The following is a 23,614-nucleotide window of genomic DNA, read 5'->3' on the forward strand; positions in this document are numbered from 1 at the left end:
ATGTAAACCTTTACATCATTCATGTAAAGGTTTACATCGTTGTTGAAGGCGGTGGAGGCCGCAGGGAGGGATCTGGATATGACGGTCGAGAGTGTCGACGCCGCGCCGGTGGTGTTGTCCGGCAGACGTATCTGCAAGTCGTTCAACGGCGTGCAGGTTTTGTTCAGCGTCGATTTCGATCTCCGGGCCGGTGAAGTGCATGCGCTCATGGGCGAGAATGGTGCCGGCAAATCCACGCTCGTCAAGGTTCTCTCCGGGTTCGAACAGCCGACATCGGGCGAGATCCTGCTCGACGGCAAGCCCATCGTGCTGCCCTCGAACGGCGGCGCCGAAGCGCTCGGCATAGTCATCATCCACCAGGAATTCAATCTCGCCGACCACCTGACGGTGACCGAAAGCCTGTTCCTCGGGCGTGAGGTGATGCATTTCGGCATTCTCGACCGCAAGTTCATGCGCGCCGAAACCCGGCGTGTGCTCGACATGCTGGGTTCGCATATCGACGAGAACGCGCTGATCAATACGCTCTCCGTGGCCGACAAGCAGATGGTCGAGATCGCCAAGGCGATCAGCCGTGATGCCCGCGTCGTCTTCATGGACGAGCCGACGGCCGTGCTGTCGCGTGATGAAACCGCCATTCTTTTCGAGCAGGTGCGCCGGCTGCGCGACAAGGGCACCAGCTTCGTCTTCGTCTCGCACAAGCTGGACGAGGTGATGGAAATCACCGACCGGGTCACCGTGCTGCGCGACGGCCAGTGGATCAAGACGGCCCCGACCGCGATCCTCGACGGCGAATCCATCGCGCAATTGATGGTCGGACGCGAGTTGTCCAGCCTCTATCCGAAAAAGGTCGAGCCGGATGTGGACGAGGCGGTGGTGCTCTCCGTTTCCGGCCTGACGACCGGCTATGTCCGCGACGCCAGTTTCGATCTGCGCAAGGGGGAGGTTCTCGGCTTTTCCGGCCTGATCGGCTCCGGCCGCACCGAACTCATGGAAGCCATCGCCGGCCTGCGCGCCCGCGTCTCCGGCGACGTGACCATCAATGGCGAACACGCGCCCTCTGGCGACGTTCACACCGCCAATCGTCTTGGCCTCGCCTATATGACCAAGGACCGCAAGGGCAAGGGCCTGTTGCTGCGCTCAGACATGGCGACCAATCTGACGCTGCAATCGCTGGAGCGGCATGTTAGCCACGGCTACCTCAGCCCGGCCAGCGAGGCGCAGGCGCTGGCCAAAGCGCGGCGGCGTTTCGATATCCGCGTGCGCGACGCCAGCATCGTGGCGGGACGCATGTCGGGCGGCAACCAGCAAAAACTGCTGCTCGCCAAGGTGATGGAAACCGAGCCTCAGATCATCATCATCGATGAGCCGACGCGCGGCATCGATGTCGGCACCAAGCAGCAGATCTATCATTTCATCTCGGCGCTCGCCCGCGACGGGCGCTCGATCATCGTCGTTTCCTCGGAAATGCCCGAAGTCATCGGCCTTTGCACCCGCGTCGCGGTGATGCGCGAGGGCCGGATCGTCGGTGTTTTGGAAGGTGACGAAATCTCGGAACAGGAAATCGTGCGTTACGCGGCCGGCCTGAAGAACAAGGCCGCCTGAGCGCGAAACGACAAAACAAAATACCCGGAAACGGGCGGGGAGGCCGTGAAGTGGACACAAGCATGAACGAGGAGACGAAAGGCAGTCGCCGGCGCCTCTGGCGCGACATCGATCTCAGAGCCGTTGCGCCGTTTGCGGCGCTGATCCTGCTGCTGATCGTCGGCGCGCTGGTCAATCCGAATTTCATCGGCATCACCAATCTCGCCAATGTCGCGACGCGTTGCGCCTTCATCGCCATCATCGCGGTCGGCGCCACCTTTGTGATTTCGGCCGGCGATCTCGATCTTTCGGTCGGCTCGATGGTCGCCTTCGTCGCCAGCCTGATGATCCTGCTGATGAATTCCGGCGTGATCGCCGATCCGACCCTGATGCTGCTCGCGGCCGTGTTCTTCACCGTCATCGTCGGTGCGCTGTGCGGCCTTGCCAACGGGCTAATCACCACCGTCGGCAGAATCGAACCCTTCATCGCCACGCTCGGCACCATGGGCATCTTTCGCGGGTTGACGACCTGGCTGTCACAGGGCGGCGCGATCACGCTGCGCTCGACGGAGATCCAGACGATCTATCGCCCGGCGTATTTCGGCTCGGTCTTCGGCGTTCCCGTGCCGATCCTCGTCATCCTGCTGGTCACCGCTGTTGCCGCATTCGTCCTCTACCGCACCCGTTACGGACGGCATGTGGTCGCGGTCGGGTCGAACAGCGATGTCGCCCGCTATTCCGGCATCGCCGTCAACCGCGTGCGCGCCATCGCCTTCGTCATCCAGGGCCTGTGCGTGGCGATTGCCGTGCTGCTCTACGTGCCGCGCCTCGGCTCGACCTCTGCAACGACCGGCATTCTCTGGGAATTGCAGGCGATCACTGCGGTCGTCGTCGGCGGCACGGCCCTAAAAGGCGGCGCGGGGCGCGTCTGGGGCACGATCTGCGGCGCCTTCATTCTCGAGCTCGTCGGCAACATCATGCTCTTGTCGAATTTCATCAGCGAATACCTGATCGGCGCGATCCAGGGCGCGATCATCATCATCGCCATGCTGGTGCAGCGCTCGCTGGTCCGTAAAGGCTAGGAACTTAAAGTTTCGGCCGGGATGGCAGGGCGCCCGGCCCATACTGCAAGACCCTGAAAACGTTGGGAGGAAATCATGCGCAAACTCTTGCTCGGTCTTGCGACCGTCGCTCTTACCCTTGCCGGCACGGCCTATGCTCAGGACAAGAACTACACGATCGGCGTCTCGATCCCGGCCGCCGACCACGGCTGGACGTCCGGCGTCGTCTTCCATGCCGAGCGCGTCGCCAAGAAGCTGATGGCCGAGCATCCGGGCCTGAACGTCATCGTCAAGACCTCGCCGGATCCGGCCTCGCAGGCCAATGCCGTGCAGGATCTGGAAACGCAGGGGATCGACGCCCTCGTCATCCTGCCAACCGACCCCGATCCGCTGGTCAACGCCATCAAGGAAGTCAAGAGCAAGGGCAAGTTCGTCGCCCTCGTGGATCGCGCCCCGTCCAGCAACGACGATTCCGTGCGCGATCTCTATGTCGCCGGCAACAACCCGGCGCTCGGCGAAGTCGCCGGCAAATATATCGCCAAGGAAACGCCGGACGCCGAAGTGGTCATCATCCGCGGTCTGCCGATCCCGATCGACCAGCAGCGCCAGGACGGTTTCGACAAGGGCATCGCTGGCTCGAACGTCAAGGTCCTCGACCGCCAGTATGGCAACTGGAACCGTGACGACGCCTTCAAGGTCATGCAGGACTATCTGACGAAATATCCGAAGATCGACGTGGTCTGGTGCCAGGATGACGACATGGCCGTCGGCGTACTCCAGGCCATCGACCAGGCCAAGCGCACCGACATCAAGTATGTCGTCGCCGGCGCCGGCTCCAAGGACATGATCAAGAAGGTCATGGACGGCGACAAGATGATCCCGGTCGACGTGCTGTATCCGCCGGCAATGGTCGGCACCGCCATGGAACTGACGGCCGCTGGCCTCATCGACCAGGTTCCGGTTCACGGCAACTACATCCTCGACGCCACGCTCGTCACCAAGGACAATGCCCAGAACTTCTACTTCCCGGATTCGCCGTTCTGATCCATCGCATTTGCTTCAGCGCCCCTTCCCCGTGGAGGGGCGCTTTTTACCGCCTGTCGAGCATTTCACCTTGTTTCGGGCAAAAATTGCATGTTATCAAGACACCTGTAACGTTGCAGGAAGATCGCGAGGAGAGGTTTTCATGAAGACGATCAAGGGACCGGGCATTTTTCTCGGACAATTCGCGGGCGATGCCGCGCCATTCAATTCCTGGGACGCCATCACCAAATGGGCAGCCGAAAAGGGTTATGTCGGGGTACAGGTTCCGACCTGGGCCGGCCAGCTCATCGACCTGAAAAAAGCCGCCACCTCCAAGGATTACTGCGACGAACTCGCCGGTGTCGCGCGCCAGAACGGCGTCGAGATCACCGAACTTTCCACCCACCTCCAGGGCCAGCTCGTCGCCGTCAATCCGGTCTATGACGACGCCTTCGACGGCTTCGCCGCCCCCGAAGTGCGCGGCAATCCCAAGGCAAGACAGGAATGGGCGGTGGAGCAGGTGAAGATGGCGCTCAGCGCCTCGCGCCATCTCGGCCTCAAGGCGCACGCCACCTTTTCCGGCGCGCTCGCCTGGCCCTTCATCTATCCCTGGCCGCAGCGCCCGGCCGGTCTGGTCGAGACCGCCTTCGACGAGTTGGCGCGGCGCTGGACGCCGATCCTCGACCACGCCGACGCGTGCGGCGTCGACATTTGCTACGAGATCCATCCCGGCGAAGACCTGCATGACGGCGTCACCTTCGAGATGTTCCTGGAACGCGTCGGCAACCATGCCCGCGCCAACATGCTCTACGATCCCTCGCATTACGTGCTGCAATGCCTCGATTACCTCGACAACATCGACATCTACAAGGACCGGATCAAGATGTTCCACGTCAAGGACGCGGAATTCAACCCGACGGGCCGGCAGGGCGTCTACGGCGGCTATCAGGGCTGGGTGAACCGCGCCGGCCGCTTCCGCTCGCCGGGCGATGGGCAGGTGGATTTCGGCGCGGTGTTTTCCAAGCTCACGGCGAACGATTTCGATGGCTGGGCCGTTGTCGAATGGGAATGTGCGCTGAAGAATTCCGAGGACGGCGCACGCGAGGGAGCTGAATTCGTCAGCGCGCATATCATCCGCGTCACCGAAAAGGCCTTCGACGATTTCGCCGGCGCCGGCACCGACGATGCCGCCAACCGGCGCATGCTCGGGCTTTGAGACGACACGACAAGGGAGACTGACCTTATGGCCATCGAAGGCTCCAAGGACGAAAGCCGCAGCCCCCGCATCCGCATCGGCATGGTCGGCGGTGGCAGCGGCGCCTTTATCGGCGCGGTGCATCGCATCGCCATGCGCATCGACGACCAGTTCGATCTGGTCGCCGGCGCGCTGTCGTCGACGGCGGAAAAAGCGCGGGCCTCCGGCCGCGAACTGGGACTCGACCCGTCGCGCACCTATGCCAGCTACAAGGAGATGGCGATCCGCGAGGCGAAGCTGAAGAACGGCATCGAAGCCGTCGCCATCGTCACGCCGAACCATGTGCATTACGAAGCGGCCAAGGAATTCCTGAAACGCGGCATTCACGTCATCTGCGACAAGCCGCTGACCTCGAACCTCGCCGATGCCAAGAAGCTGAAGAAGGTGGCCGACGAGAGCGGCGCGCTGTTCATCCTCACCCACAATTATACCGGCTATCCGATGATCCGGCAGGCGCGGGAAATGGTGGCGGAAGGACTGCTCGGCGATCTGCGCGTCGTTCAAGCGGAGTATCCACAGGACTGGCTGACCGAGCCGGTGGAACAGACCGGCCAGAAACAGGCCGCTTGGCGCACCGATCCGGCCCGCTCCGGCGCCGGCGGCTCGACCGGCGATATCGGCACTCATGCCTTCAACCTCGCCTCCTTCGTCACCGGCTTGGAACTCGATAGCCTTGCCGCCGACCTCGACAGTTTCGTCGAGGGACGGGCGCTGGATGACAATGCCCATGTCATGCTGCGCTTCCAGCCGAAGAACGGCGGCAGGCCGGCCAAGGGAATGCTGTGGTGCAGCCAGGTGGCTCCCGGCCATGAAAACGGCCTGAAGTTGCGCGTCTACGGCTCCAAGGGCGGGCTGGAATGGGTGCAGGCCGATCCGAACTATCTGTGGTTCACGCCCTTCGGCGAGCAGAAGCGGCTGATCACCCGCGGCGGCGCGGGCGCAAACGCGGCGGCATCACGCGTCACGCGCATTCCCTCAGGCCACCCGGAAGGCTATCTCGAAGCCTTCGCCACCATTTATGCCGAAGCTGCGCGTGCCATCAATGCCCGCAAGACGGGTGCAGATCTCGATCCGGCGGTCATCTATCCGACCGTCGATGACGGCGTGAAAGGCGTTGCCTTCGTCGAAGCCTGCGTTGCCTCCTCGAAACGCAACGGCGCCTGGGTCAAACTCGGCTGATCAGGCGAGTGTGAAAACAAAACCCCGGATCGCGTGGCGATCCGGGGTTTTTCGTTGATGACGGGAACGGCTTGGCGTCAGGCCGCGCGAACCCGCGGAGCGCCGTAGCGCCGGTTTCCAGCCTCGGCAGCGGCGGAGCCCGGCTCGCGGATCGCATTGCGCCGGTTGAGCTTGAAGCGCTTGACGAGGCTATCCAGAACACTCGCCTCCTCCGCCAGCGTATGGCTGATAGCAGTGGTTTCCTCGACCATGGCAGCATTCTTCTGGGTCATCTCGTCGATGCTGTTGACGGCAGCGCTGATCTGCTGGAGGCCTGCCGATTGCTCGGAGGCGGCGGTGGCGATGGCATCGACATTCTCATCGATGGCAGAGACGTAATCACCGATCTGTTCCAGCGCCTTGCCGGTGTCGCTGACGAGTTGCACGCCGGCCGAGACCTGCGAGGCGGAGTTGACAATCAGCTCCTTGATCTCCTTGGCCGCCTTGGCGGAGCGTTGCGCCAGTTCACGCACTTCCTGCGCCACGACGGCGAAGCCCTTGCCCGCCTCACCGGCGCGCGCGGCCTCGACGCCGGCATTCAAGGCCAGCAGATTGGTCTGGAAGGCGATGGCGTCGATAACGACGATGATCTGGTTGATCTCGTTGGAGGCGCTTTCGATGCGATGCATCGCCTTGACCGCATCACGCACGACATCGCCGGAAGACTGGGCGCAGCTTCGCGCTTCCCGCACGAGCTGGCGCGTCTGCTGGGTGCGCTCGGCCGAGGAATTGACGGTGGCCGCCACTTCGACCAGCGCCGCGGACGTTTGCTCCAGGGCGGCCGCCTGCTGTTCGGTGCGCCGGGCGAGATTGTCGGAGGCTTCGCGCATTTCGTCGCCATTGGCCTGCAGTGCCTGTGTCTGGTGCAGAACCTCGACCAGCGTTGCCTGGAAGGCGGCGATGGAGGTGTTGAAGTCCAGGCGCAGCGGCTCGAAGTCGCCGGGGAAAGGCTGGTCGATAGTCATGCGGATATTGCATTCCGCAAGCCGGGCGAGGCCAGCGCCCAGTTCGGTGATCACGGTCTGCAGGTTATCGGAATGAGCGGCGCGCAGGCGCTCGGCCTCAGCCTTTTCCGCATCCAGAAGCCGGCTCTGGGCTTCGGCATGGGCAAGCCGCATCTGCACGCGGTCATTGACCGAATTGCGCAACGCATCCAATGTGCGTGCCATTTCGCCCACTTCGTCGGCGCGGCCGACATCCGGAACCTCGGCCGAAAAATCTTCTTCCGCGATAAGGCCCATCGCCCGACGCAGCCGACCGATCGGCCCGACGACGGAGCGGATGATCGACAGCGCCGCCCCCACCATGAACACGGTGCCGAACCCGCCGACGGCCAGCACCAGATATGCGCTCGACCAGAATTTTTCCGCGAGATCGTCGATATAGACGCCGTTGCCGACCACCCAGCCCCAGGGTTCGAACAGTACGACATGCGACAGCTTCGCCACAGGCTCCTCGACACCTGGCTTCGGCCACATGTAATCGACGAAACCGCTCTTTTCCGCCTTGGCAACGCGGGAAAACTCCACGAACAGGGCCTTGCCGTTCGGATCCTTGATGCCGCTTGCATCCTTGCCGTCAAGTTCCGGCTTCAGCGGATGCATCAGCACGACACTGTTGAGATCGTTGACCCAGACATAACCGTTTTCGCCGTAGCGAATGGCCGCCAATTCCTCGAGCGCGGCCGCCTTGGCTTGCTCTTCCGACAAGGCGCCGGATTGCAGCAGGGCATATTTCTGCGCGACGATCGTCAGCGCCACGTCGTCGACGGTCTGGAGAAGGGCCTTTCGTTCGTCGTTGAGCTGGCGGCTGCTGGACAGCAGGCTGACGGCCATGGAAGCCGTGAGAACCGCAAGAGACAGAAGAATGAGCAAATAGAGTTTGGTCGAAATGCGTAGGCGGAACATGAATGGCTCCGGGCGGGGCGGGAAAAAAATCGCCGCTCGGCACGGGCAAACCACCCGCAACCGGCGACACCAGATGACAGAGAACGTTTATTCAGAATATACTTAAGAAGGGTAAATACGCCCGAATTTCAAAGGCCTAGCTTCTAAAAAGCACGAAATGCCATTGAAATTTCCCACAATCCGGGATGGGCGCGCCCAGTGGTTGTACATGCCGCAACGGGACACGGAACCAATGAAGGCCCGGGGCATGCCCCGGGTCTTCGAATGCTTGGAACGGATCGCCTCAGGCGATCTTCGGCGCCAGGGTGCCGGCGCGATAGCGCTTGGCCATCTCAGCAGTCGTGATCGGCTTCAGCTTGTCAGCATGACCGGCGGTGCCGAAGGCTTCGAAACGTTCGATGCAGAGCTTCTTCATCGCCGCCATGGCCGGGGCCAGATATTTGCGCGGGTCGAACTCCGAGGGGTTCTCCGTCAGCACCTTGCGGATCGCGCCGGTCATCGCCATGCGGTTGTCGGTGTCGATGTTGATCTTGCGTACGCCGTGGCGGATGCCGCGCTGGATCTCCTCCACCGGCACGCCCCAGGTCGGCTTCATCTGGCCACCATACTTGTTGATGATCTCCTGCAGTTCTTCCGGCACGGATGACGAGCCGTGCATGACGAGATGCGTATCGGGCAGACGGGCGTGGATTTTCTCGATGACGGCCATGGCCAGCACGTCGCCGTCCGGACGGCGGGTGAACTTGTAGGCGCCGTGGCTGGTGCCCATGGCGACGGCGAGCGCATCGACCTGCGTGTCGCGCACGAACTGGGCCGCCTGGTCCGGGTCGGTGAGCAGTTGGTCGTGGCTGAGAACGCCTTCGGCGCCATGACCGTCTTCCTGCTCGCCCTCGCCCGATTCCAGCGAGCCGAGGACGCCGATTTCGCCTTCAACCGACACCCCACCCCAATGGGCCATGTCGACGACGCGGCGGGTGATTCCGGCATTGTAGTCGTAGTCGGCGGGCGTCTTGCCGTCTTCCTTGAGCGAGCCGTCCATCATGACAGAGGTGAAGCCATGCTGGATGGCGGTCATGCAGGTGGCTTCGTTGTTGCCGTGGTCGAGATGCATGCAGACGGGGATATCGGGATGCAGTTCGACAAGCGCATCGATCAGCTTGGCAAGAACGACGTCATTGGCATAGGCGCGAGCGCCGCGGCTGGCCTGAAGGATGACCGGCGAGCGTGTCGCGGCAGCGGCTTCCATGATGGCCAGCCCCTGCTCCATGTTGTTGATGTTGAATGCCGGAACGCCGTAGCTGTATTCAGCGGCGTGATCCAGCAATTGCCTGAGTGTGATGCGTGCCAATCAACTCTCCCTTGGTATCGTCAGGCGTATATCCGCCCCTGAGAGTGAGATAACCGCTTCTCGGCGATGCGCAAGTTGCTCAATCGGTTTAAAGATTGAAGCCTGTCATTTTTCTTTAGATCGATGCACCCAAAGGCAAAAAATGCGAAAATCGGTGCCTTTCGACACCGATTTTTGCCAATCGAATGAATAATTGCTCGAATTCTTGTCCTGACAACCTCTCCGGGCGAAAAACCCGGCCATGCTGTCAGGCTGCCTTGACGACCGCATCCAGCGGGATCTCGACATCGATCTCGAGGACCGAGACCCGTTCGTCCCGCTCCATCTTCACCTGCACGCAATCATTGTCGAGTTGCACATGCTTGGCGATGACGGCGAGGATTTCCTCACGCAGGATGCCGACGAGATCGCAACTGAGCGACGAGCGCTCATGGGCGAGAAGAACCTGCAGCCGTTCACGCGCGGTCGGCGCCGACTGCCGTTTTGCGAAAAAGCGGAATATGCTCACGCGGCCCTCCGTCCGAAGATTTTCCCGAACAAACCCTGCTTCTGCCCCGGAACGGTGACCGGGAAGGTTTCACCGTTCAGGCGGCGCGCAGCGTCGAAATAGGCCATGGCCGGGGCGCTGCGGGCATCGGCCAGCGTCACCGGGGCGCCGACGTTTGAGGCACGCAGCACGTCGGCGCTTTCCGGGATGATGCCGAGCAGCGGGATCGACAGAATTTCGAGAACGTCGTCCACTTTGAGCATGTCGCCGCGCTCGGCGCGCAAGGCGTCGTAGCGGGTCAGCAGCAGATGCTTCTCGACGCGTTCGCCGCGCTCGGCGCGCAGCGTCTTGGAATCGAGCATGCCGATGATGCGATCGCTATCGCGCACCGACGAGACTTCCGGATTGGTGACGACGACGGCGATATCGGCATGACGCATGGCCAGCGTCGCGCCGCGCTCGATGCCGGCCGGGCTGTCGCAGATGATCCAGTCGAAGTATTTCTTCAACTCGTTGATGACCTGATCGACGCCGTCCTGGGTCAGGCTGTCCTTATCGCGGGTCTGCGAGGCCGGCAGCAGGAACAGGGTTTCCAGCCGCTTGTCGCGGATCAGTGCCTGCGGCAGCTTGGCATCGCCCTGGATGACGTTGACGATATCGTAGACCACACGCCGCTCGGCGCCCATCACCAGGTCGAGATTGCGCAACCCGACATCGAAATCCACGACGACGGTCTTTTCGTTCCGTTGCGCCAGCGCGGCGCCCAGAGCGGCGGTCGAGGTGGTCTTGCCAACCCCACCCTTGCCGGATGTCACTACGATTACTTTAGCCATCTTGCCCTCTTTTGAAATCTGGCCCCGAACGGCTCAGGAAAGTATTTCCGCCATGATTACGTCGCCTTCCAGCCAAAGCTGCACGGCCTGCCCGCGAAAGCCGGGATCCATGTCCTCGGCCATGATGTAGATGCCGTCGATCGCCAGCATCTCCGCCTCCAGCTTGCGGCAGAAGATGCGCGCCGAGCGGTTGCCGAGCGAGCCCGCCAGCACGCGACCGCGCACCGTCCCGTAGATATGCACCGAGCCGCCGGCGACGACTTCCGCTCCGGACGCGACCGAGCCGATGACGGTGACATCGCCCTCCGGGAACATGATCGACTGTCCCGAGCGCACCGGCTCGTGAATGATCGTGCTTTGCAGCACGGGGCGGATTTCCGGCACCGGCAGCGCCTTGCGCTCCCCGGCGTCAGCACCCTCGTCCGACTGCTGCGTCTCGAACATCGGCTCTTTCGCCGTCACCTCGACATCGGAAGCCGGGCGGCCGCCCTTGAGGCCAGGCGGCATGCCGGGGCCGAGCAGCGAAGGACGCGCGCCTTCGACACCCATGATGCTGACCCTGCGCTTGCCGAGTTCCTCGATAAGATGCTGGAGATCGGCGCGGTCGATATCGAGATCGGCGACATCGAGCACGACCGGTCGGCCGAGAAAGAAGCCGGCGGAACGCGCCGCCAGATCGTCCAGCCGCGCCAGCCAATGGTCGAACGGCAGGTCCGGAGACAAAACGACCGCGAGGAAGGAGCGGCCCTTGATCCTGATCGAACGGGAGTCTGTTAGCACGTCGGTCATCTTCGTTAACAAATCGTTTATGATTTGTAGGGTTGAAATGGTTAACAAAGGGTTAACACCGGTGCCTTTCGCCGGCCTTGCGGTAAGGATCCGATACGGCGGAAATTGGCGGCAGGCGGACCGTCCACGTCTTGCGGTATCGGCATAAGATGCTGTTTTAGAAGGGAATTCTTCAGGCAGGAATTATTCCATGCGCAAATGGAATCGCCGATAGGCGCCTGCGATTGCTGTCGCACGCGAAGAAAGCGATCTTCGATGGTCGCGACAGGCAAACCAGCGGGATTTCTTAACAAATCCCATGGCCAGGCGCGTCAGGAGACGTTCGGCAGCGCGTGGGGGAAAAAGCTCTCGATGATCGGCAGAGCGGAACGGAGAACGAATTTCAGTTCGACATTTGAGACCGACGTCGACGCTTCGGCGACAGGCGCCCAGCGCATCCGGCGATGGCGCTCCATTTCGTCGGGCTCGCCCTGAACCTGGACCCGCAGCGCGTGGACATGCACCTCGTAGAGCCTTTCCGGCTCACCCTTACTGTAGAAATATCGGCCGATGCAGGCATTGGAGACCTGGCCGGTGACGCCGGCTTCCTCCTGCGCTTCGCGCAACGCAGCGGTCGCAGCCGATTCCCCCGCCTCGATCGTGCCTTTGGGAATGCCCCACAGGCCCGTCCGCCGGCTGGTGATCAACAGTATTTCGGGTACGAGACTCAGGGCATTCAGCCGAAAACAGACGGCGCCGGCCTGCTGGATCGACGAAACGCTGCTCGTGCCAGAAATGACATCTCCGCACGGTACTGAACGCATAGGATTCTTCGATATGTCCGGGCGCGGGCCTAAGGCCCCGCGCTGCTTGAGCCTGTGCCTTTCATGACACATTTGTGACACGGCTTCAACCCGCGGCGTCTTGGACCAATGGCGGGCTTGCCTTCTCAGAAGGTCGGCGGAGTGCAGGCGCTGATGACCTCGCAGGGCACAGGCCCGACGCAACGGAAACGGTGCGGACGCCGGCTTTCGAAATAATAGGCATCGCCCGGGCCGAGAATGCGCCGCTCGCCATCCACCGTCACCTCGATGCGGCCGGAGAGCACGATGCCCCCCTCCTCGCCCTCATGCACCAGCGGCACCTTGCCGGTATCGGCGCCTGGCTGGTAGCACTCCTTCAGGATCTGCAGGCTGCGGCCGAACAGGCTGTCGCCGATCTGGCGGTAGGAAATCGGTCCCTTGCCGATCTCGACCAGTTCCTCGGCGGCATAGAAGGCCTTGCGCGGCTTTTCCGGCTCGAAGGCGAAGAATTCGGCAAGCCCGATGGGGATACCGTCGAGGATGCGCTTGAGCGCCCCGACGGAGGGATTGGAGGCATTCGATTCGATCAGCGAAATCGTCGAATTGGTCACTCCGGCGCGTTTTGCCAGCTCGCGCTGCGACAGGTTGTGCGCCATGCGAAGATGGCGCAGGCGACTGCCGATATCCACCGTCATCAGAACCTCTCCCGGACTGTTTCCGCTGTTCGAAATAACACAAACACTGGCATAGGCCTATAATGATTTCAATGGTTTAATTTCGCACAGAAAAGGACTTGTTCGGCACACGAAAATCGCTCACTCCATGCAGACCCAAAGGAGGCCGTCATGGACCAGATGAGCAAGACCAACACGCCCGTACTCGACAATTTCTGGATGCCGTTCACCGCGAACCGGCAATACAAGGCCGCACCGCGCCTGCTGGCAGCGGCGGAAGGCATGTATTACACCGATGTCGACGGCAAGAAGGTGCTGGACGGCACTGCCGGCCTCTGGTGCTGCAATGCCGGCCACGCGCGCCGCCGCATCACCCAGGCCGTGGAACGCCAGCTTTCGACGCTGGATTTCGCCCCGACCTTCCAGATGGGCCATCCGGTCGCCTTCGATTTCGCCGCCAAGCTCGCCGAAAACCCGCCGGGCGGCCCGGATGCCAAGCTCGACCGCGTGTTCTTCACCGGCTCCGGCTCGGAATCGGTCGATACGGCGCTGAAGATCGCCATCGCCTATCAGCGCGCCATCGGCCAGGGCACCCGCACCCGCATCATCGGCCGTGAAAAGGGTTATCACGGCGTCGGCTTTGGCGGAATTTCCGTCGGCGGCCTGGTCAACAACCGCCGCGTCTTCCCGCAGATCCCGGCCGACCATATGCGTCATACGCTCGATCTCGACCGCAACGCCTTCTCGCGCGGCCTGCCGGAGTATGGCGTCGAACTCGCCGAGGATCTGGAGCGCCTCGTCGGCCTGCATGGCGCCGAAACCATCGCCGCCGTCATCGTCGAGCCGATGTCCGGTTCGGCTGGCGTCATCCTGCCGCCCAAGGGGTACCTGGAGCGCATCCGCGCCATCGCCGACAAATATGGCATCCTGGTCATCTTCGACGAAGTCATCACCGGTTTCGGCCGACTCGGCACGCCCTTCGCGGTCGATTATTTCGGCGTCGTGCCCGATCTCGTCACCACCGCCAAGGGCCTGACCAATGGCGCCGTGCCGATGGGCGCGGTCTTTGCCAGCCGCAAGGTCTATGACGGGCTGATGACCGGGCCGGAAAACGCCATCGAGCTGTTCCACGGCTATACCTATTCCGGCCATCCCGTCGCCTGCGCCGCCGGCCTCGCCACCATGGAAATCTACGCCGAAGAGGGCCTGCTGACCCGCGCCGCCGATCTCGCCCAGGATTGGGAAGACGCGCTGCATTCGCTGAAGGGCCTGCCGCATGTCGCAGACGTCCGCAACCTCGGCCTCGTCGGCGCGGTCGAACTGACCTCGCGCGACGGCGCGCCCGGCACCCGCGCCTATGACGTCTTCGTCGATTGCTTCCAGAAGGGCCTGCTGATCCGCGTCACCGGTGACATCATCGCGCTGTCGCCGCCGCTGATCATCGAGCGCCAGCAGATCGGCGATATCGTCTCGATCCTCGGCGACGCGCTGAAGCGCGCTGCCTGAGGCAAGACACAAGCGATGCAACGGGCGCGACAAGCGCCCGTCAGACTGCTGACAAAGTTCCAAACCTCCCCACCGTCATGCTCGGCCTTGTGCCGAGCATCTAAGCGCGCAAAATAAATCCAATTCCGTCAACGACTTGGTGAGCATAAGCAGATCCTTGGGACAAGCCCAAGGATGACGGCAGAGAGTGGACAAGGTTTGTCAGCAATCTCACCGGCGCAAAAAGCGCCCGTTTTCATGTCCGCTCAACGCCGTCCCTTCGGCCGCGTCGCCAGCACGTTGCGGATCGCGAAGCTGGAATGGATGCGCGACACCCCCGGCATGGCCGAGAGGATCTCCTTGTGGATGCGTTCGAACTCGCCGGCATTGGCGACCTCGACACGCAGCAGGTAATCCGAGCCGCCGGTCATCAAAAAACATTCGCGGATTTCCGGGTGCTTGCGCACCGCCGCCTCGAAGCGATCGAGATGGTCTTCCGTCTGCCGTTCCAGCGTGATGTTGATGATCACGGCGATGGTCGCCTCGACGCCGGACGTATCCACCAGCGCCGTATAGCCCCTGATGACACCGCCCTGTTCCATGATCTTGATGCGCCTCAGACAGGCCGAGGGCGACAGCCCGACTTCGGCCGCCAGCGCGGCATTGCTCATGCGCGCATCGAGCCGCAGGAGGCGTAAAATGTTGCGGTCGATCGCATCCAGAGCGGCCATGGCAGATCGTTCCAAAAATTCGTCGTTTCTTTTAAAAATCATGAAATCACGCAACAATCAATCACTGATTGATGGGTAATTTCACGATCCTTTCAATAGGGTCGCGCTACCAAGGGAGACCGATATGGACAGCGCGATTTTGGATCACCAGCCCCGCCACGCAAGCACCACGGACGGCGCTTCCGGCTATCTGACCATCGATCTCGGCGCTCTCGCCCGCAACTACGAAAAGCTCTCGGCGGAGGTCGCCCCAGCCCGCGCGGCAGCGGTTGTGAAGGCCGATGGCTATGGGCTCGGCGCCGACAAGGTCGCCGCAAAACTCTATGGCCATGGCTGCCGCCATTTCTTCGTCGCCCAGTTCGTCGAGGCGCAACGCCTGCGGCCACTGCTCGCCCGCGATGCGCAGGTCTTCGTTCTCAACGGCTTGCAGCCCGGCAATGAGATCGCCTGCGCCGAAGGCAATATCGTCCCGGTCATCAATTCGCTGAACCAGCTTCGGCAATGGGCCGTCGCCGCCGAGCGCCTGAAGCGCCGCCTGCCGGCCGTGCTGCAATTCGACACCGGCATGTCGCGCCTCGGCGTGCCGCCGGAAGAGCGCGCGGCGCTGGCCGAACTGCTGAAGACCTGCGGCATGGTCGAGGTTCTGTTCATCATGAGCCATCTCGCCTCCGCCGACGATGCCGACAGCGAACAGAATGGCGACCAGCTGGCCGAATTGGGCAACATCGCCGAAGAGTTTTCCGAATTCGACGTCTGCTTCGCCAATTCCGGCGGCATTTTTCTCGGCGACGCCTATCACGGCGTGCTCGCCCGCCCCGGCATCGCGCTGTATGGCGGCGCGCCGACGGGCGGCCTGCCGAACCCGATGGAGCCGGTCGTGCGCCTCGATGTCGCCGTGGTGCAGACCCGCACCGTGCCGGCCGGCGCCCGCGTCGGCTATAGCGGCGCCCATGTGACGGGTGGCGAAACCCGCCTCGCCACCATCGCCGCCGGTTATGCAGATGGCCTGCTGCGCAGCCTCAGCGGCAAGGGCTCGGTCTTCTGCGACGGCATCCGCCTGCCGATCGTCGGCCGCGTCTCGATGGACAGCATCACCATCGACATCACCGCCCTGCCGGAGGGCCGCCTGAGCCTCGGCAGCCTCGTCGAGGTCATCGGCCCGCACCAGACGCTCGAAGATATCGCGCATGATGCCGGTACGATTTCCTATGAAATCCTGACGGGTCTCGGGGACCGTTACCAGCGGCGCTATCGCTGACCATTTTTCCATTTCTTTGACCCGCGATTCCGCTTAGCTTGGCCGGAATTGCCTTGTGAGGATATTATGAAAGTCATCGTTCTCGGCGCCGGCATTATCGGCGTAACGTCCGCCTACCAGCTCGCCAAGGCCGGACACGAGGTCACCGTCATCGATCGCCAGCAGGGCCCGGCGCTGGAAACCAGCTTCGCCAATGCCGGCGAAGTCTCGTTCGGCTATTGCTCGCCCTGGGCCGCGCCCGGCATTCCCATGAAGGCGATGAAGTGGCTGTTCATGCAGCATGCGCCGCTGATCCTGCGCCCCAAGGTCGATGGCGCCATGCTGTCCTGGCTGGTGAAGATGCTGTCGAACTGCACGTCCGAGCGCTATGCGATCAACAAGAGCCGCATGTTGCGTCTGGCCGATTACAGTCGCATTTCCATCGCGGCGCTGCGCGAGGAAACCGGCATCGCCTATGACGAGCGCATGCAGGGCACGCTGCAGCTTTTCCGCACGCAGGCGCAGCTCGATGCCTCGGCCAAGGACGTCAAGGCGCTGGCCGCCGATGGCGTGCCTTACGAAGTGCTCGATCCCGCCGGCTGCATCCGCGTCGAGCCGGCGCTCAAGCATGTGCGCGAAAAGATCGTCGGCGGCTTGCTGACGCCGAAGGACGAGACCGGCGACTGCTTCAAGTTCACCAATGCGCTGGCGAAGAAGGCCGAGGAGCTTGGCGTCCGCTTCCAGTGGGGCACGGATATCAAGGGGCTGGATGTCGAGGGCGGCCGCGTGCGCGGTGTCGTCACCAATCGCGACAAGCTTTCCGCCGATGCCGTGGTCGTGGCGCTCGGCAGCTATTCGCCGCTGCTGCTGAAGCCCTACGGCTTCTCGCTGCCGGTCTATCCGGTCAAGGGTTACTCGCTGACCATTCCGATCACCGACGCCTCGCGCGCGCCGGAATCGACGGTCATGGACGAGACCTACAAGATCGCCATCACCCGTCTCGGCGACCGTATCCGTGTCGGCGGCATGGCGGAAATTTCCGGCTATACCAACGATCTCGGCCAGGCGCGCCGCCGCACGCTGGAACATTCTGTCATGGACCTGTTCCCCGGCGGCGATGCCAGCAAGGGCTCGTTCTGGTCAGGCCTGCGTCCGATGACGCCGGATGGCACGCCTGTCATCGGCGCGACCAAGATCGCCGGCCTGTTCCTCAACACCGGCCACGGCACGCTCGGCTGGACGATGAGCTCCGGCTCGGCCCGCGTCATCGCCGACCTTGTTTCCGGCAAGAAGCCGGATATCGATGCGACCGACCTGGCGATCAGCCGCTACGCATAAGCAAAACCCATTCACGCAAAAACGGCGCAGGAAATGTTTCCCGCGCCGTTTTTCGTTTCAGGCCTGCCCGATCAGCCGCGCGTGGTCGTCTTGACGTCGACGCTGGCCTTGATGGCGTTGGAATAGGGGCAAATGCCATGGGTGACATCCATCAGCTTGGCGGCTTCGTCCTCAGCCATGCCGGGGAGATAGACATCCAGCTCGGCGGTGATGCCGAAGCCGCCTTCGGAGCGCGGGCCGATGCCGATCGTCGCCGTCACGGTCGAGCCGTCCGGCACCTTGGTCTTCAGCTGGCCGGCGGCAACGCGCATGGCGCCGAGGAAGCAGGCGGAATAACCGAGCGCAAACAGCTTTTCCGGGTTGGCGCCATCGCCGCCGGGGCCGCCGAGTTCCTTCGGCACCACGAGCTGGAGATCGAGCGTGCCGTCGGCAAGCGTCGTCCGGCCGTCGCGACCGCCGCCGCTGGCCGTTGCTGTCGTCTTGTATTTGGCTTCGGTAGGCATGGTGTTCTCCTGTTGGCTTGCTGAAAAATGAAATCTCTTCGGCGAATAAAACGAAACGGGCATGCGCCGGCGATGCCAGCCACAATATAGGCCAGAGCGCGGCGCTTCCAATGCCGCGGGTGCAAAGACGCACCGATTTCGCGCCCCTTCGCCACTCCTTCCGGGGGAACAGAACCGGGTTCGGCTCGTTTGAACGTTTTCACGAAGGAGACGAACATGGCTGAATATGATGACGCAACCAAGACATGGGATCTGGTCGAAAAGATCGGCTTCTGCATGCTGACGACCCAGACCGGACGCGACCTGCGCGCCCGCCCGATGGCCGCCTATGTCGAGCGCATGGAAAACGCGGTCTATTTTCTCACCGATGTCGAAAGCCACAAGGACGACGAGATTGCCCGCAGCCCCAATGTCTGCCTCGCCTTCGCCGATCCCAAGGGGCAGAAATACGTCTCCCTCTCCGGTACGGCCGAGGTGCTGAACGATCGCGCCCGCATCAAGGAACTCTGGGGCACGCCGGCCAAGGCCTGGTGGGACAGCCCGGACGACCCCTCGATCCGGATTCTCAAGGTGACACCGTCGTTCGCCGAATATTGGGACAGCCCCGGCACGATCATCAGCTATGTGAAGATGGCGGCAGCGGCGGTTTCCAACGCCAAGCCCGACATGGGCGACAACGCCAAGGTCAAACTGTGAACGGAGGCCCCGAATGACCAACTATCCGAAACCGCCTTTCGACACGCCGAAGCAGCCTATGCCTGGCAAGACCGCCGCCATGTCGCCGGTGCCGGACCATGGCGAGCATAGCTATCGCGGCTCCGGCCGTCTCTCGGGCAAGAAGGCGATCATCACCGGCGGCGACAGCGGCATCGGCCGCGCCGTCGCCATTGCCTATGCCCGCGAGGGCGCCGACGTGCTGATCGCCTATCTCGACGAACACGAGGACGCCAAGGAAACCAAAAAATGGGTCGAGAAGGCCGGCCGCAAGGCCGTTCTCGTCGCCGGCGACATCCAGAATCCGGATCATTGCTGCCATATCGTCGATACGGCGCTTAGCCAGTTCGGCGGCATCGACATCCTCGTCAACAATGCCGCCCATCAGGCGAGCTTCGACGATATTGCCGATATTTCCGACCGCGAATGGGAACTGACCTTCAAGGTCAATATCCACGCCATGTTCTACCTGTCGAAGGCGGCGGTGGCGCATATGAAGGCGGGCGCGGCCATCGTCAACACCGCCTCGATCAATGCCGATGCGCCGAGTCCGCATCTGCTGGCCTACGCCACCACCAAGGGCGCGATCCAGAATTTCACCGCCGGCCTGGCGCAGATGCTGGCGGAACGGGAAATCCGGGTCAATGCCGTCGCACCCGGCCCGATCTGGACGCCGCTCATCCCCTCGACCATGCCGGAGGAAGCGGTGCGCAATTTCGGCAAGCAGGTGCCGATGCAGCGTCCAGGCCAGCCGGCGGAATTGGCGACTGCCTATGTGATGCTCGCCGATCCGCTGTCGAGCTACGTTTCCGGCGCGACGATCGCCGTTACCGGCGGCAAACCGATGCTTTGAAAGCGGGGCCGCGCATTTGCGGCCCCTCCCCCTCAGTTCGGAACCACAAGCACGCGGATCTCACCCTTTCGCGGCGGGTTGGCGATGACGTCGACGGCTTCATCCAGTGACACCGTGCGACTGATCAGCCTGTCGACGCGCACCGCGCCGGTGGCGATCAGGTCGGCGGCGCGGCGGTGGGTGAAGGGGTTGACGAAGGAGCCAATGATTTTCAGTTCGCGGAACAGGATGTCGAAGGGCTCGATCTCGATGGTCTCGCCGGCCGCCATGACGCCGAGGATGACGACCGTGCCGCCGGCCTTGGCCAGCTTCGGCGCCTGACGCATGGTTTCGGCGACACCGGCACATTCGATGACCACGTCGGCGCCGCCCGGCAGCAGGCCGTCCGCGCCGGCGATGCCGGCAATCGCGTCACCCGTGGTCGGATCGAAGCTGTGGGTCGCGCCGATCTCTTCCGCCAAGGCTCGCTTCTCGCTCTGACGCGTCACCATGACCACGCGCGTCGCGCCGGCAACGCGGCAGAGCTGCACCGTCAGCATGCCGATCACGCCGCCGCCGAGGATCACCACCGACGAGCCGGGCTTGATCTCGGCCATGTCGACGCCATGCAGGCAGCAGGCGAGCGGCTCGCAGAAGGCGCCATGCGTCGGCGGCAGCGAGGCCGGCAAACGCTGCGCCTGCTGTTGCGGCACGATGACATATTCGGCAAAGCCGCCATCGCGATGCACGCCGATGGCCGAGAGGTTGCGGCAGAGATTGACCTTGCCCGACTGGCATTGCGGGCAGCGGCCGCAGGAAATATTCGGATCGCCGGTGATGCGGTCGCCCACGACAAAACCCGAGACGCCGCTGCCGACCGCCTCGACGATGCCGGCGAATTCATGGCCCGTGATCACCGGCGGCGTGCAGGGAAATTCGCCATGGAAGAGATGCCGGTCGGTGCCGCAGACACCGCAGGCCTCGACCCGCACCAGAAGATCGCCCGGACCTGGAACGGGTTTTTCCACCTCGCGAACGAACAGGTGACCGGTGGATTCCAGACGCAGGGCCTTCATGTCAGCTCCTCCCAAAGCAGTGTCTGCGCCACCCTGCCAGTTTCCGGGAGAAGGTCAAGAATAAATGTGGAAACGTTACCGGATGGCAAAACCGGTGGATTTCAGGAAGAAATGCATCTTCGAGGTGTCGATCGGCACGGAAATGCTGTTCTCCGGCGCGACCGGCGCGTTGGCCGGCACCTGCGCGGTGAAGCTCGCCGAGCCCACCTTGCCGAGCGCCAGCGTATGCGGGCCGAGCGGCTCGATATCGCGCACCTGCAGGGTGACGGTCGGGGCGCCCGGGTCCGTTGTCATCGTGTGCTCAGGACGGATGCCGAGCACGACAGGTTGATCGACCACGGCGGCGAGCGGGCCGGAACGCGCCGCCGGAATGGCGACCGCCACCTCGCCTTCGCCCCGGAAGACGAAGCCGCTTTCGCCGCGCTCGATACGGCCTTCGAGGAAATTCATGCTCGGCGCACCGATGAAGGCGGCGACGAACAGGTTGGTCGGCGCTTCGTAAAGCGTGATCGGATCGGCAGCCTGCTCGATACGCCCCTGGTTCATGACGACAACGCGGTCGGCCATGGTCATGGCCTCGACCTGGTCGTGGGTGACATAGACGGCGGTGGTTTGCAGGCGGCGATGCAAAAGCTTGATTTCGGTGCGCATCTCGACGCGCAGCTTGGCATCGAGATTCGACAGCGGCTCGTCGAACAGGAAGACATCCGGCTGGCGCACGATGGCGCGGCCGATGGCGACGCGCTGGCGCTGGCCGCCCGAAAGCGCGCTCGGCTTGCGGGCGAGATAGCTGCCGAGATTGAGGACACGCGCCGCCTCGGTCACCGCCCTGTCGATCTCCGCCTTCGGCGTACCGCGCACCTTCATGCCGTAACCGATGTTTTCGGCCACCGTCATATGCGGATAAAGCGCATAGTTCTGGAACACCATCGAGCAATTGCGCAGGCCGGGCCGCAGCTCGGTGACATCGCGGTCGCCGATGCGGACAGTGCCGGAGGAGGCGGTTTCGAGGCCGGCGATCATGCGCAGCGTCGTCGTCTTGCCGCAGCCGGACGGTCCGACCAGCACCACGAATTCCCGGTCGGCGATCTCCAGATCGAGCGGCGGAATGACGGTGACGGTCCCGAAGGACTTGGTGATCTGCTCCAAACGGACCTGGGACATGCGGCAACGCCTTCTCTGTGACGGTCTCCGGCCCGCCGGGCCGGGAAATCTGGGAAGCGCCCGCCCTCTCTTATCGGAAGGCGGGCGGTCTTTTTTTACTTCTTGGGCAGGCCCATCGAGGCGCGATAGGCAGCGAGCTGCTTGTCGCGGCCGAACTCGTCGGTCAGCTTGTTCCACTGCTCGGCGACGCTATCGAGCGCCTGCTGCGGGGTGCTTTCGCCGGCCAGCGCCTTGGACAGCTCGATTTCCAGGATTTCCGTGTAGGAGAAATAGCCCGGCAGACGCATGTCGAGGGCGATGTTCTTCGCGGTCACGGCTTCCTTCTGGGCGCCGAGATATTCCTTCGCTTCACGCGGCGAGAAGATCTTCGACCACAGATCGAGGTTGGTGGTGTGCGAGATGCGGTAGGGATTGACGCCCGTGCCGCCGGTAATCGCCGCCTGGCCGGAAACTTCCGGGCTCGTCAGATACTGGATGTAGTTCCAGGCCGCTTCCTTCTTGGTGGAGGATTCCGGCACCGCCGCCTGCCAGCCGCCGAAGGCCATGAAGGAGGTCTGGACGACATGGTCGAACTTGTCCCACTTCTTGGTCTTGTAGTTCCAGATCTCGTCCGAACCCGGCAGCGAGGCCGAGCCGACATTGCCGGCCACCTTCGACTGCTTGGGATCGGCGCCGATGACACCGGTATCGCCCCAGCCGATCGATTCCGCCACCTGGCCGCCGGCAAAGGCGGCGTTGACTTCGCCGAAGGAGAAGTTAAGCGCATTCGGCGGCGCCAGCTTCGAGGCGCGGATATATTCCTCCAGGCCGCGCACCCAGCCCGGATTGTTGACCTGCGCATCCATCGTGTCGGGGTCGAAGAACATGCCGCCGGGATTGTCGGGATGGCTGGTATAGCCTGCGACATGGCTGAACAGGAACCAGAACTGCTGGCCGCCGCGGCGGAAGGCTTCCGCCGTGCCCCACAGGTTCTTGGTCGGCTGGTTGAAGAATTCGGCGATGTCGAGATACTGTTTCCAGGTCTTCGGCGGCGCCAGATCGTAGCCGTATTTGTCCTTGAAGGCCTTCTGGTTGTCGGCATTCTCGAACAGGTCGATGCGGTAGCTGTAGGTATGGGCGTCGCCGTCCATGGTCTGCGACAGAACCTTGCCGTTCCAGACCATCAACTGTTCGCGGTAAACCGGGGCGATGTCTTCCCAGGCTTCGCCCTTCTGCATGGCGGCCGGCATTTCCGACAGGAAGTCGGTGAAGTCAGGCGCCCAGGCGGGGGCAAACGCGATGACGTCGAAGGCGTCTTCGCCCGAGGTCAGCGAGGTCACGATCTTCGGATACAGTTCCGACCACGGGAACTCGACGACCTTGACCTTGCCGCAGGTCTTTTCTTCCCAGCTCTTGGCGGCCAGTTGCAGCGCGGATGCGATATAGGGGCCGGTCTGCGTCGTCGCCGTCAGTTCGACGCCGGTGTAGTCCGGGTCGCAGGCAAAAGCATTGCCGGCGCTAAGTGCCGCGAGCATGGAAACGGATGCCAGTAGAAATTTCTTCATTCTTTCCTCCCGTGAAAAAATTCTGAATTACG

General features: G+C 62.8%; 22 protein-coding genes. 10 read left to right on the forward strand and 12 right to left on the reverse strand.

Annotation, left to right across the window (positions count from 1 at the left end):
* The first annotated feature begins 78 nt into the window (after positions 1–78).
* The 5 genes from P7F60_RS15960 (at position 79) to P7F60_RS15980 (ending at position 6,099) form a co-directional block, all read left to right on the forward strand.
* Positions 79–1,602, forward strand: a complete 1,524-nt coding sequence (locus tag P7F60_RS15960) for a sugar ABC transporter ATP-binding protein (protein ID WP_277918722.1) — start codon at positions 79–81, stop codon at positions 1,600–1,602.
* Positions 1,603–1,664: 62 nt separating this feature from the next.
* Entirely contained in the window at positions 1,665–2,663 is a 999-nt protein-coding gene (locus tag P7F60_RS15965; protein ID WP_277918723.1) for an ABC transporter permease, read from the forward strand.
* 75 nt (positions 2,664–2,738) lie between these two features.
* A complete protein-coding gene (locus P7F60_RS15970) occupies positions 2,739–3,686 on the forward strand; it encodes a substrate-binding domain-containing protein (RefSeq protein WP_277918724.1) in 948 nt (315 codons plus the stop codon).
* Positions 3,687–3,828: 142 nt separating this feature from the next.
* Positions 3,829–4,881 (forward strand): sugar phosphate isomerase/epimerase, encoded by a 1,053-nt coding sequence (locus P7F60_RS15975; RefSeq protein WP_277918725.1) that lies wholly within the window; start codon positions 3,829–3,831, stop codon positions 4,879–4,881.
* A gap of 27 nt (positions 4,882–4,908) precedes the next feature.
* A complete protein-coding gene (locus P7F60_RS15980) occupies positions 4,909–6,099 on the forward strand; it encodes a Gfo/Idh/MocA family oxidoreductase (RefSeq protein WP_277918726.1) in 1,191 nt (396 codons plus the stop codon).
* 77 nt (positions 6,100–6,176) lie between these two features.
* On the opposite strand, the gene P7F60_RS15985 is transcribed toward P7F60_RS15980, so the two are convergent.
* The 7 genes from P7F60_RS15985 to P7F60_RS16015 form a co-directional block, all read right to left on the reverse strand.
* Positions 6,177–8,045 carry a methyl-accepting chemotaxis protein gene (locus P7F60_RS15985; RefSeq protein WP_277918727.1) on the reverse strand — a complete coding sequence of 623 codons (1,869 nt, stop codon included), beginning with the start codon at positions 8,043–8,045 and terminating at the stop codon, positions 6,177–6,179.
* Between the two features lie 283 nt (positions 8,046–8,328).
* Positions 8,329–9,393: a class II fructose-bisphosphate aldolase gene (fba, locus tag P7F60_RS15990; protein ID WP_277918728.1), complete on the reverse strand. Its 1,065-nt coding sequence runs from the start codon at positions 9,391–9,393 to the stop codon at positions 8,329–8,331.
* A gap of 247 nt (positions 9,394–9,640) precedes the next feature.
* Entirely contained in the window at positions 9,641–9,901 is a 261-nt protein-coding gene (gene minE, locus P7F60_RS15995; protein ID WP_277918729.1) for a cell division topological specificity factor MinE, read from the reverse strand.
* Positions 9,898–10,713: a septum site-determining protein MinD gene (gene minD, locus P7F60_RS16000; protein ID WP_277918730.1), complete on the reverse strand. Its 816-nt coding sequence runs from the start codon at positions 10,711–10,713 to the stop codon at positions 9,898–9,900. Before minD ends, minE begins: the two co-directional genes overlap by 4 nt.
* Positions 10,714–10,746: 33 nt before the next feature.
* Positions 10,747–11,502 carry a septum site-determining protein MinC gene (gene minC / locus P7F60_RS16005; RefSeq protein ID WP_277918731.1) on the reverse strand — a complete coding sequence of 252 codons (756 nt, stop codon included), beginning with the start codon at positions 11,500–11,502 and terminating at the stop codon, positions 10,747–10,749.
* A gap of 311 nt (positions 11,503–11,813) precedes the next feature.
* A complete protein-coding gene (locus tag P7F60_RS16010) occupies positions 11,814–12,188 on the reverse strand; it encodes an NUDIX domain-containing protein (RefSeq protein ID WP_277918732.1) in 375 nt (124 codons plus the stop codon).
* A 242-nt stretch (positions 12,189–12,430) separates the two neighbouring features.
* Positions 12,431–12,979: a cupin domain-containing protein gene (locus P7F60_RS16015; protein ID WP_277918733.1), complete on the reverse strand. Its 549-nt coding sequence runs from the start codon at positions 12,977–12,979 to the stop codon at positions 12,431–12,433.
* Positions 12,980–13,129: 150 nt separating this feature from the next.
* Between P7F60_RS16015 and P7F60_RS16020 the strand changes: the two genes are divergently transcribed.
* The gene (locus tag P7F60_RS16020; RefSeq protein ID WP_277918734.1) at positions 13,130–14,464 is read left to right on the forward strand and encodes an aspartate aminotransferase family protein; all 1,335 of its coding nucleotides are present in this window, start codon (positions 13,130–13,132) and stop codon (positions 14,462–14,464) included.
* A gap of 245 nt (positions 14,465–14,709) precedes the next feature.
* Here the strand turns inward: P7F60_RS16020 and P7F60_RS16025 are convergent, their stop codons facing one another.
* Positions 14,710–15,174 (reverse strand): Lrp/AsnC family transcriptional regulator, encoded by a 465-nt coding sequence (locus P7F60_RS16025; RefSeq protein WP_277918735.1) that lies wholly within the window; start codon positions 15,172–15,174, stop codon positions 14,710–14,712.
* Positions 15,175–15,298: 124 nt separating this feature from the next.
* Here P7F60_RS16025 and alr point away from each other — a divergent pair, with 124 nt between their 5' ends.
* A complete protein-coding gene (gene alr / locus P7F60_RS16030; protein ID WP_277918736.1) occupies positions 15,299–16,432 on the forward strand; it encodes an alanine racemase in 1,134 nt (377 codons plus the stop codon).
* Between the two features lie 66 nt (positions 16,433–16,498).
* Positions 16,499–17,749 carry a D-amino acid dehydrogenase gene (locus tag P7F60_RS16035; protein ID WP_277918737.1) on the forward strand — a complete coding sequence of 417 codons (1,251 nt, stop codon included), beginning with the start codon at positions 16,499–16,501 and terminating at the stop codon, positions 17,747–17,749.
* A gap of 71 nt (positions 17,750–17,820) precedes the next feature.
* Here P7F60_RS16035 and P7F60_RS16040 read toward each other — a convergent pair whose 3' ends face one another.
* A complete protein-coding gene (locus P7F60_RS16040; RefSeq protein ID WP_277918738.1) occupies positions 17,821–18,252 on the reverse strand; it encodes an organic hydroperoxide resistance protein in 432 nt (143 codons plus the stop codon).
* A gap of 216 nt (positions 18,253–18,468) precedes the next feature.
* Between P7F60_RS16040 and P7F60_RS16045 the strand changes: the two genes are divergently transcribed.
* On the forward strand, positions 18,469–18,948 hold the full coding sequence (locus P7F60_RS16045; RefSeq protein ID WP_277918739.1) for a pyridoxamine 5'-phosphate oxidase family protein: 480 nt from the start codon (positions 18,469–18,471) through the stop codon (positions 18,946–18,948).
* A 13-nt stretch (positions 18,949–18,961) separates the two neighbouring features.
* The gene (locus P7F60_RS16050) at positions 18,962–19,819 is read left to right on the forward strand and encodes a glucose 1-dehydrogenase (protein WP_277918740.1); all 858 of its coding nucleotides are present in this window, start codon (positions 18,962–18,964) and stop codon (positions 19,817–19,819) included.
* Between the two features lie 32 nt (positions 19,820–19,851).
* On the opposite strand, the gene P7F60_RS16055 is transcribed toward P7F60_RS16050, so the two are convergent.
* From P7F60_RS16055 to P7F60_RS16065, 3 genes are all read right to left on the reverse strand, one after another.
* Complete coding sequence (locus tag P7F60_RS16055) at positions 19,852–20,874, reverse strand: zinc-dependent alcohol dehydrogenase family protein (protein WP_277918741.1); 1,023 nt, start codon at positions 20,872–20,874, stop codon at positions 19,852–19,854.
* Positions 20,875–20,949: 75 nt separating this feature from the next.
* Complete coding sequence (gene ugpC / locus P7F60_RS16060; protein ID WP_277918742.1) at positions 20,950–22,038, reverse strand: sn-glycerol-3-phosphate ABC transporter ATP-binding protein UgpC; 1,089 nt, start codon at positions 22,036–22,038, stop codon at positions 20,950–20,952.
* 95 nt (positions 22,039–22,133) lie between these two features.
* Positions 22,134–23,582 (reverse strand): extracellular solute-binding protein, encoded by a 1,449-nt coding sequence (locus tag P7F60_RS16065; protein ID WP_277918743.1) that lies wholly within the window; start codon positions 23,580–23,582, stop codon positions 22,134–22,136.
* Positions 23,583–23,614: the final 32 nt, after the last annotated feature.

Origin of the sequence: Rhizobium sp. YJ-22 (assembly GCF_029601685.1) — a bacterium.
Lineage (GTDB): Bacteria > Pseudomonadota > Alphaproteobacteria > Rhizobiales > Rhizobiaceae > Metarhizobium.

What these genes read in the sequence shown, in the direction of transcription:
- P7F60_RS15960 (WP_277918722.1), top strand. Translation starts at nt 79, where the DNA reads ATGACGGTCGAGAGTGTCGACGCCGCGCCGGTGGTGTTGTCCGGCAGA.
- P7F60_RS15965 (WP_277918723.1), top strand. Translation starts at nt 1,665, where the DNA reads ATGAACGAGGAGACGAAAGGCAGTCGCCGGCGCCTCTGGCGCGACATC.
- P7F60_RS15970 (WP_277918724.1), top strand. Translation starts at nt 2,739, where the DNA reads ATGCGCAAACTCTTGCTCGGTCTTGCGACCGTCGCTCTTACCCTTGCC.
- P7F60_RS15975 (WP_277918725.1), top strand. Translation starts at nt 3,829, where the DNA reads ATGAAGACGATCAAGGGACCGGGCATTTTTCTCGGACAATTCGCGGGC.
- P7F60_RS15980 (WP_277918726.1), top strand. Translation starts at nt 4,909, where the DNA reads ATGGCCATCGAAGGCTCCAAGGACGAAAGCCGCAGCCCCCGCATCCGC.
- P7F60_RS15985 (WP_277918727.1), bottom strand. Translation starts at nt 8,045, where the DNA reads ATGTTCCGCCTACGCATTTCGACCAAACTCTATTTGCTCATTCTTCTG.
- minD (WP_277918730.1), bottom strand. Translation starts at nt 10,713, where the DNA reads ATGGCTAAAGTAATCGTAGTGACATCCGGCAAGGGTGGGGTTGGCAAG.
- minC (WP_277918731.1), bottom strand. Translation starts at nt 11,502, where the DNA reads ATGACCGACGTGCTAACAGACTCCCGTTCGATCAGGATCAAGGGCCGC.
- P7F60_RS16015 (WP_277918733.1), bottom strand. Translation starts at nt 12,979, where the DNA reads ATGACGGTGGATATCGGCAGTCGCCTGCGCCATCTTCGCATGGCGCAC.
- P7F60_RS16020 (WP_277918734.1), top strand. Translation starts at nt 13,130, where the DNA reads ATGGACCAGATGAGCAAGACCAACACGCCCGTACTCGACAATTTCTGG.
- P7F60_RS16025 (WP_277918735.1), bottom strand. Translation starts at nt 15,174, where the DNA reads ATGGCCGCTCTGGATGCGATCGACCGCAACATTTTACGCCTCCTGCGG.
- alr (WP_277918736.1), top strand. Translation starts at nt 15,299, where the DNA reads ATGGACAGCGCGATTTTGGATCACCAGCCCCGCCACGCAAGCACCACG.
- P7F60_RS16035 (WP_277918737.1), top strand. Translation starts at nt 16,499, where the DNA reads ATGAAAGTCATCGTTCTCGGCGCCGGCATTATCGGCGTAACGTCCGCC.
- P7F60_RS16040 (WP_277918738.1), bottom strand. Translation starts at nt 18,252, where the DNA reads ATGCCTACCGAAGCCAAATACAAGACGACAGCAACGGCCAGCGGCGGC.
- P7F60_RS16045 (WP_277918739.1), top strand. Translation starts at nt 18,469, where the DNA reads ATGGCTGAATATGATGACGCAACCAAGACATGGGATCTGGTCGAAAAG.
- P7F60_RS16050 (WP_277918740.1), top strand. Translation starts at nt 18,962, where the DNA reads ATGACCAACTATCCGAAACCGCCTTTCGACACGCCGAAGCAGCCTATG.
- P7F60_RS16055 (WP_277918741.1), bottom strand. Translation starts at nt 20,874, where the DNA reads ATGAAGGCCCTGCGTCTGGAATCCACCGGTCACCTGTTCGTTCGCGAG.
- ugpC (WP_277918742.1), bottom strand. Translation starts at nt 22,038, where the DNA reads ATGTCCCAGGTCCGTTTGGAGCAGATCACCAAGTCCTTCGGGACCGTC.
- P7F60_RS16065 (WP_277918743.1), bottom strand. Translation starts at nt 23,582, where the DNA reads ATGAAGAAATTTCTACTGGCATCCGTTTCCATGCTCGCGGCACTTAGC.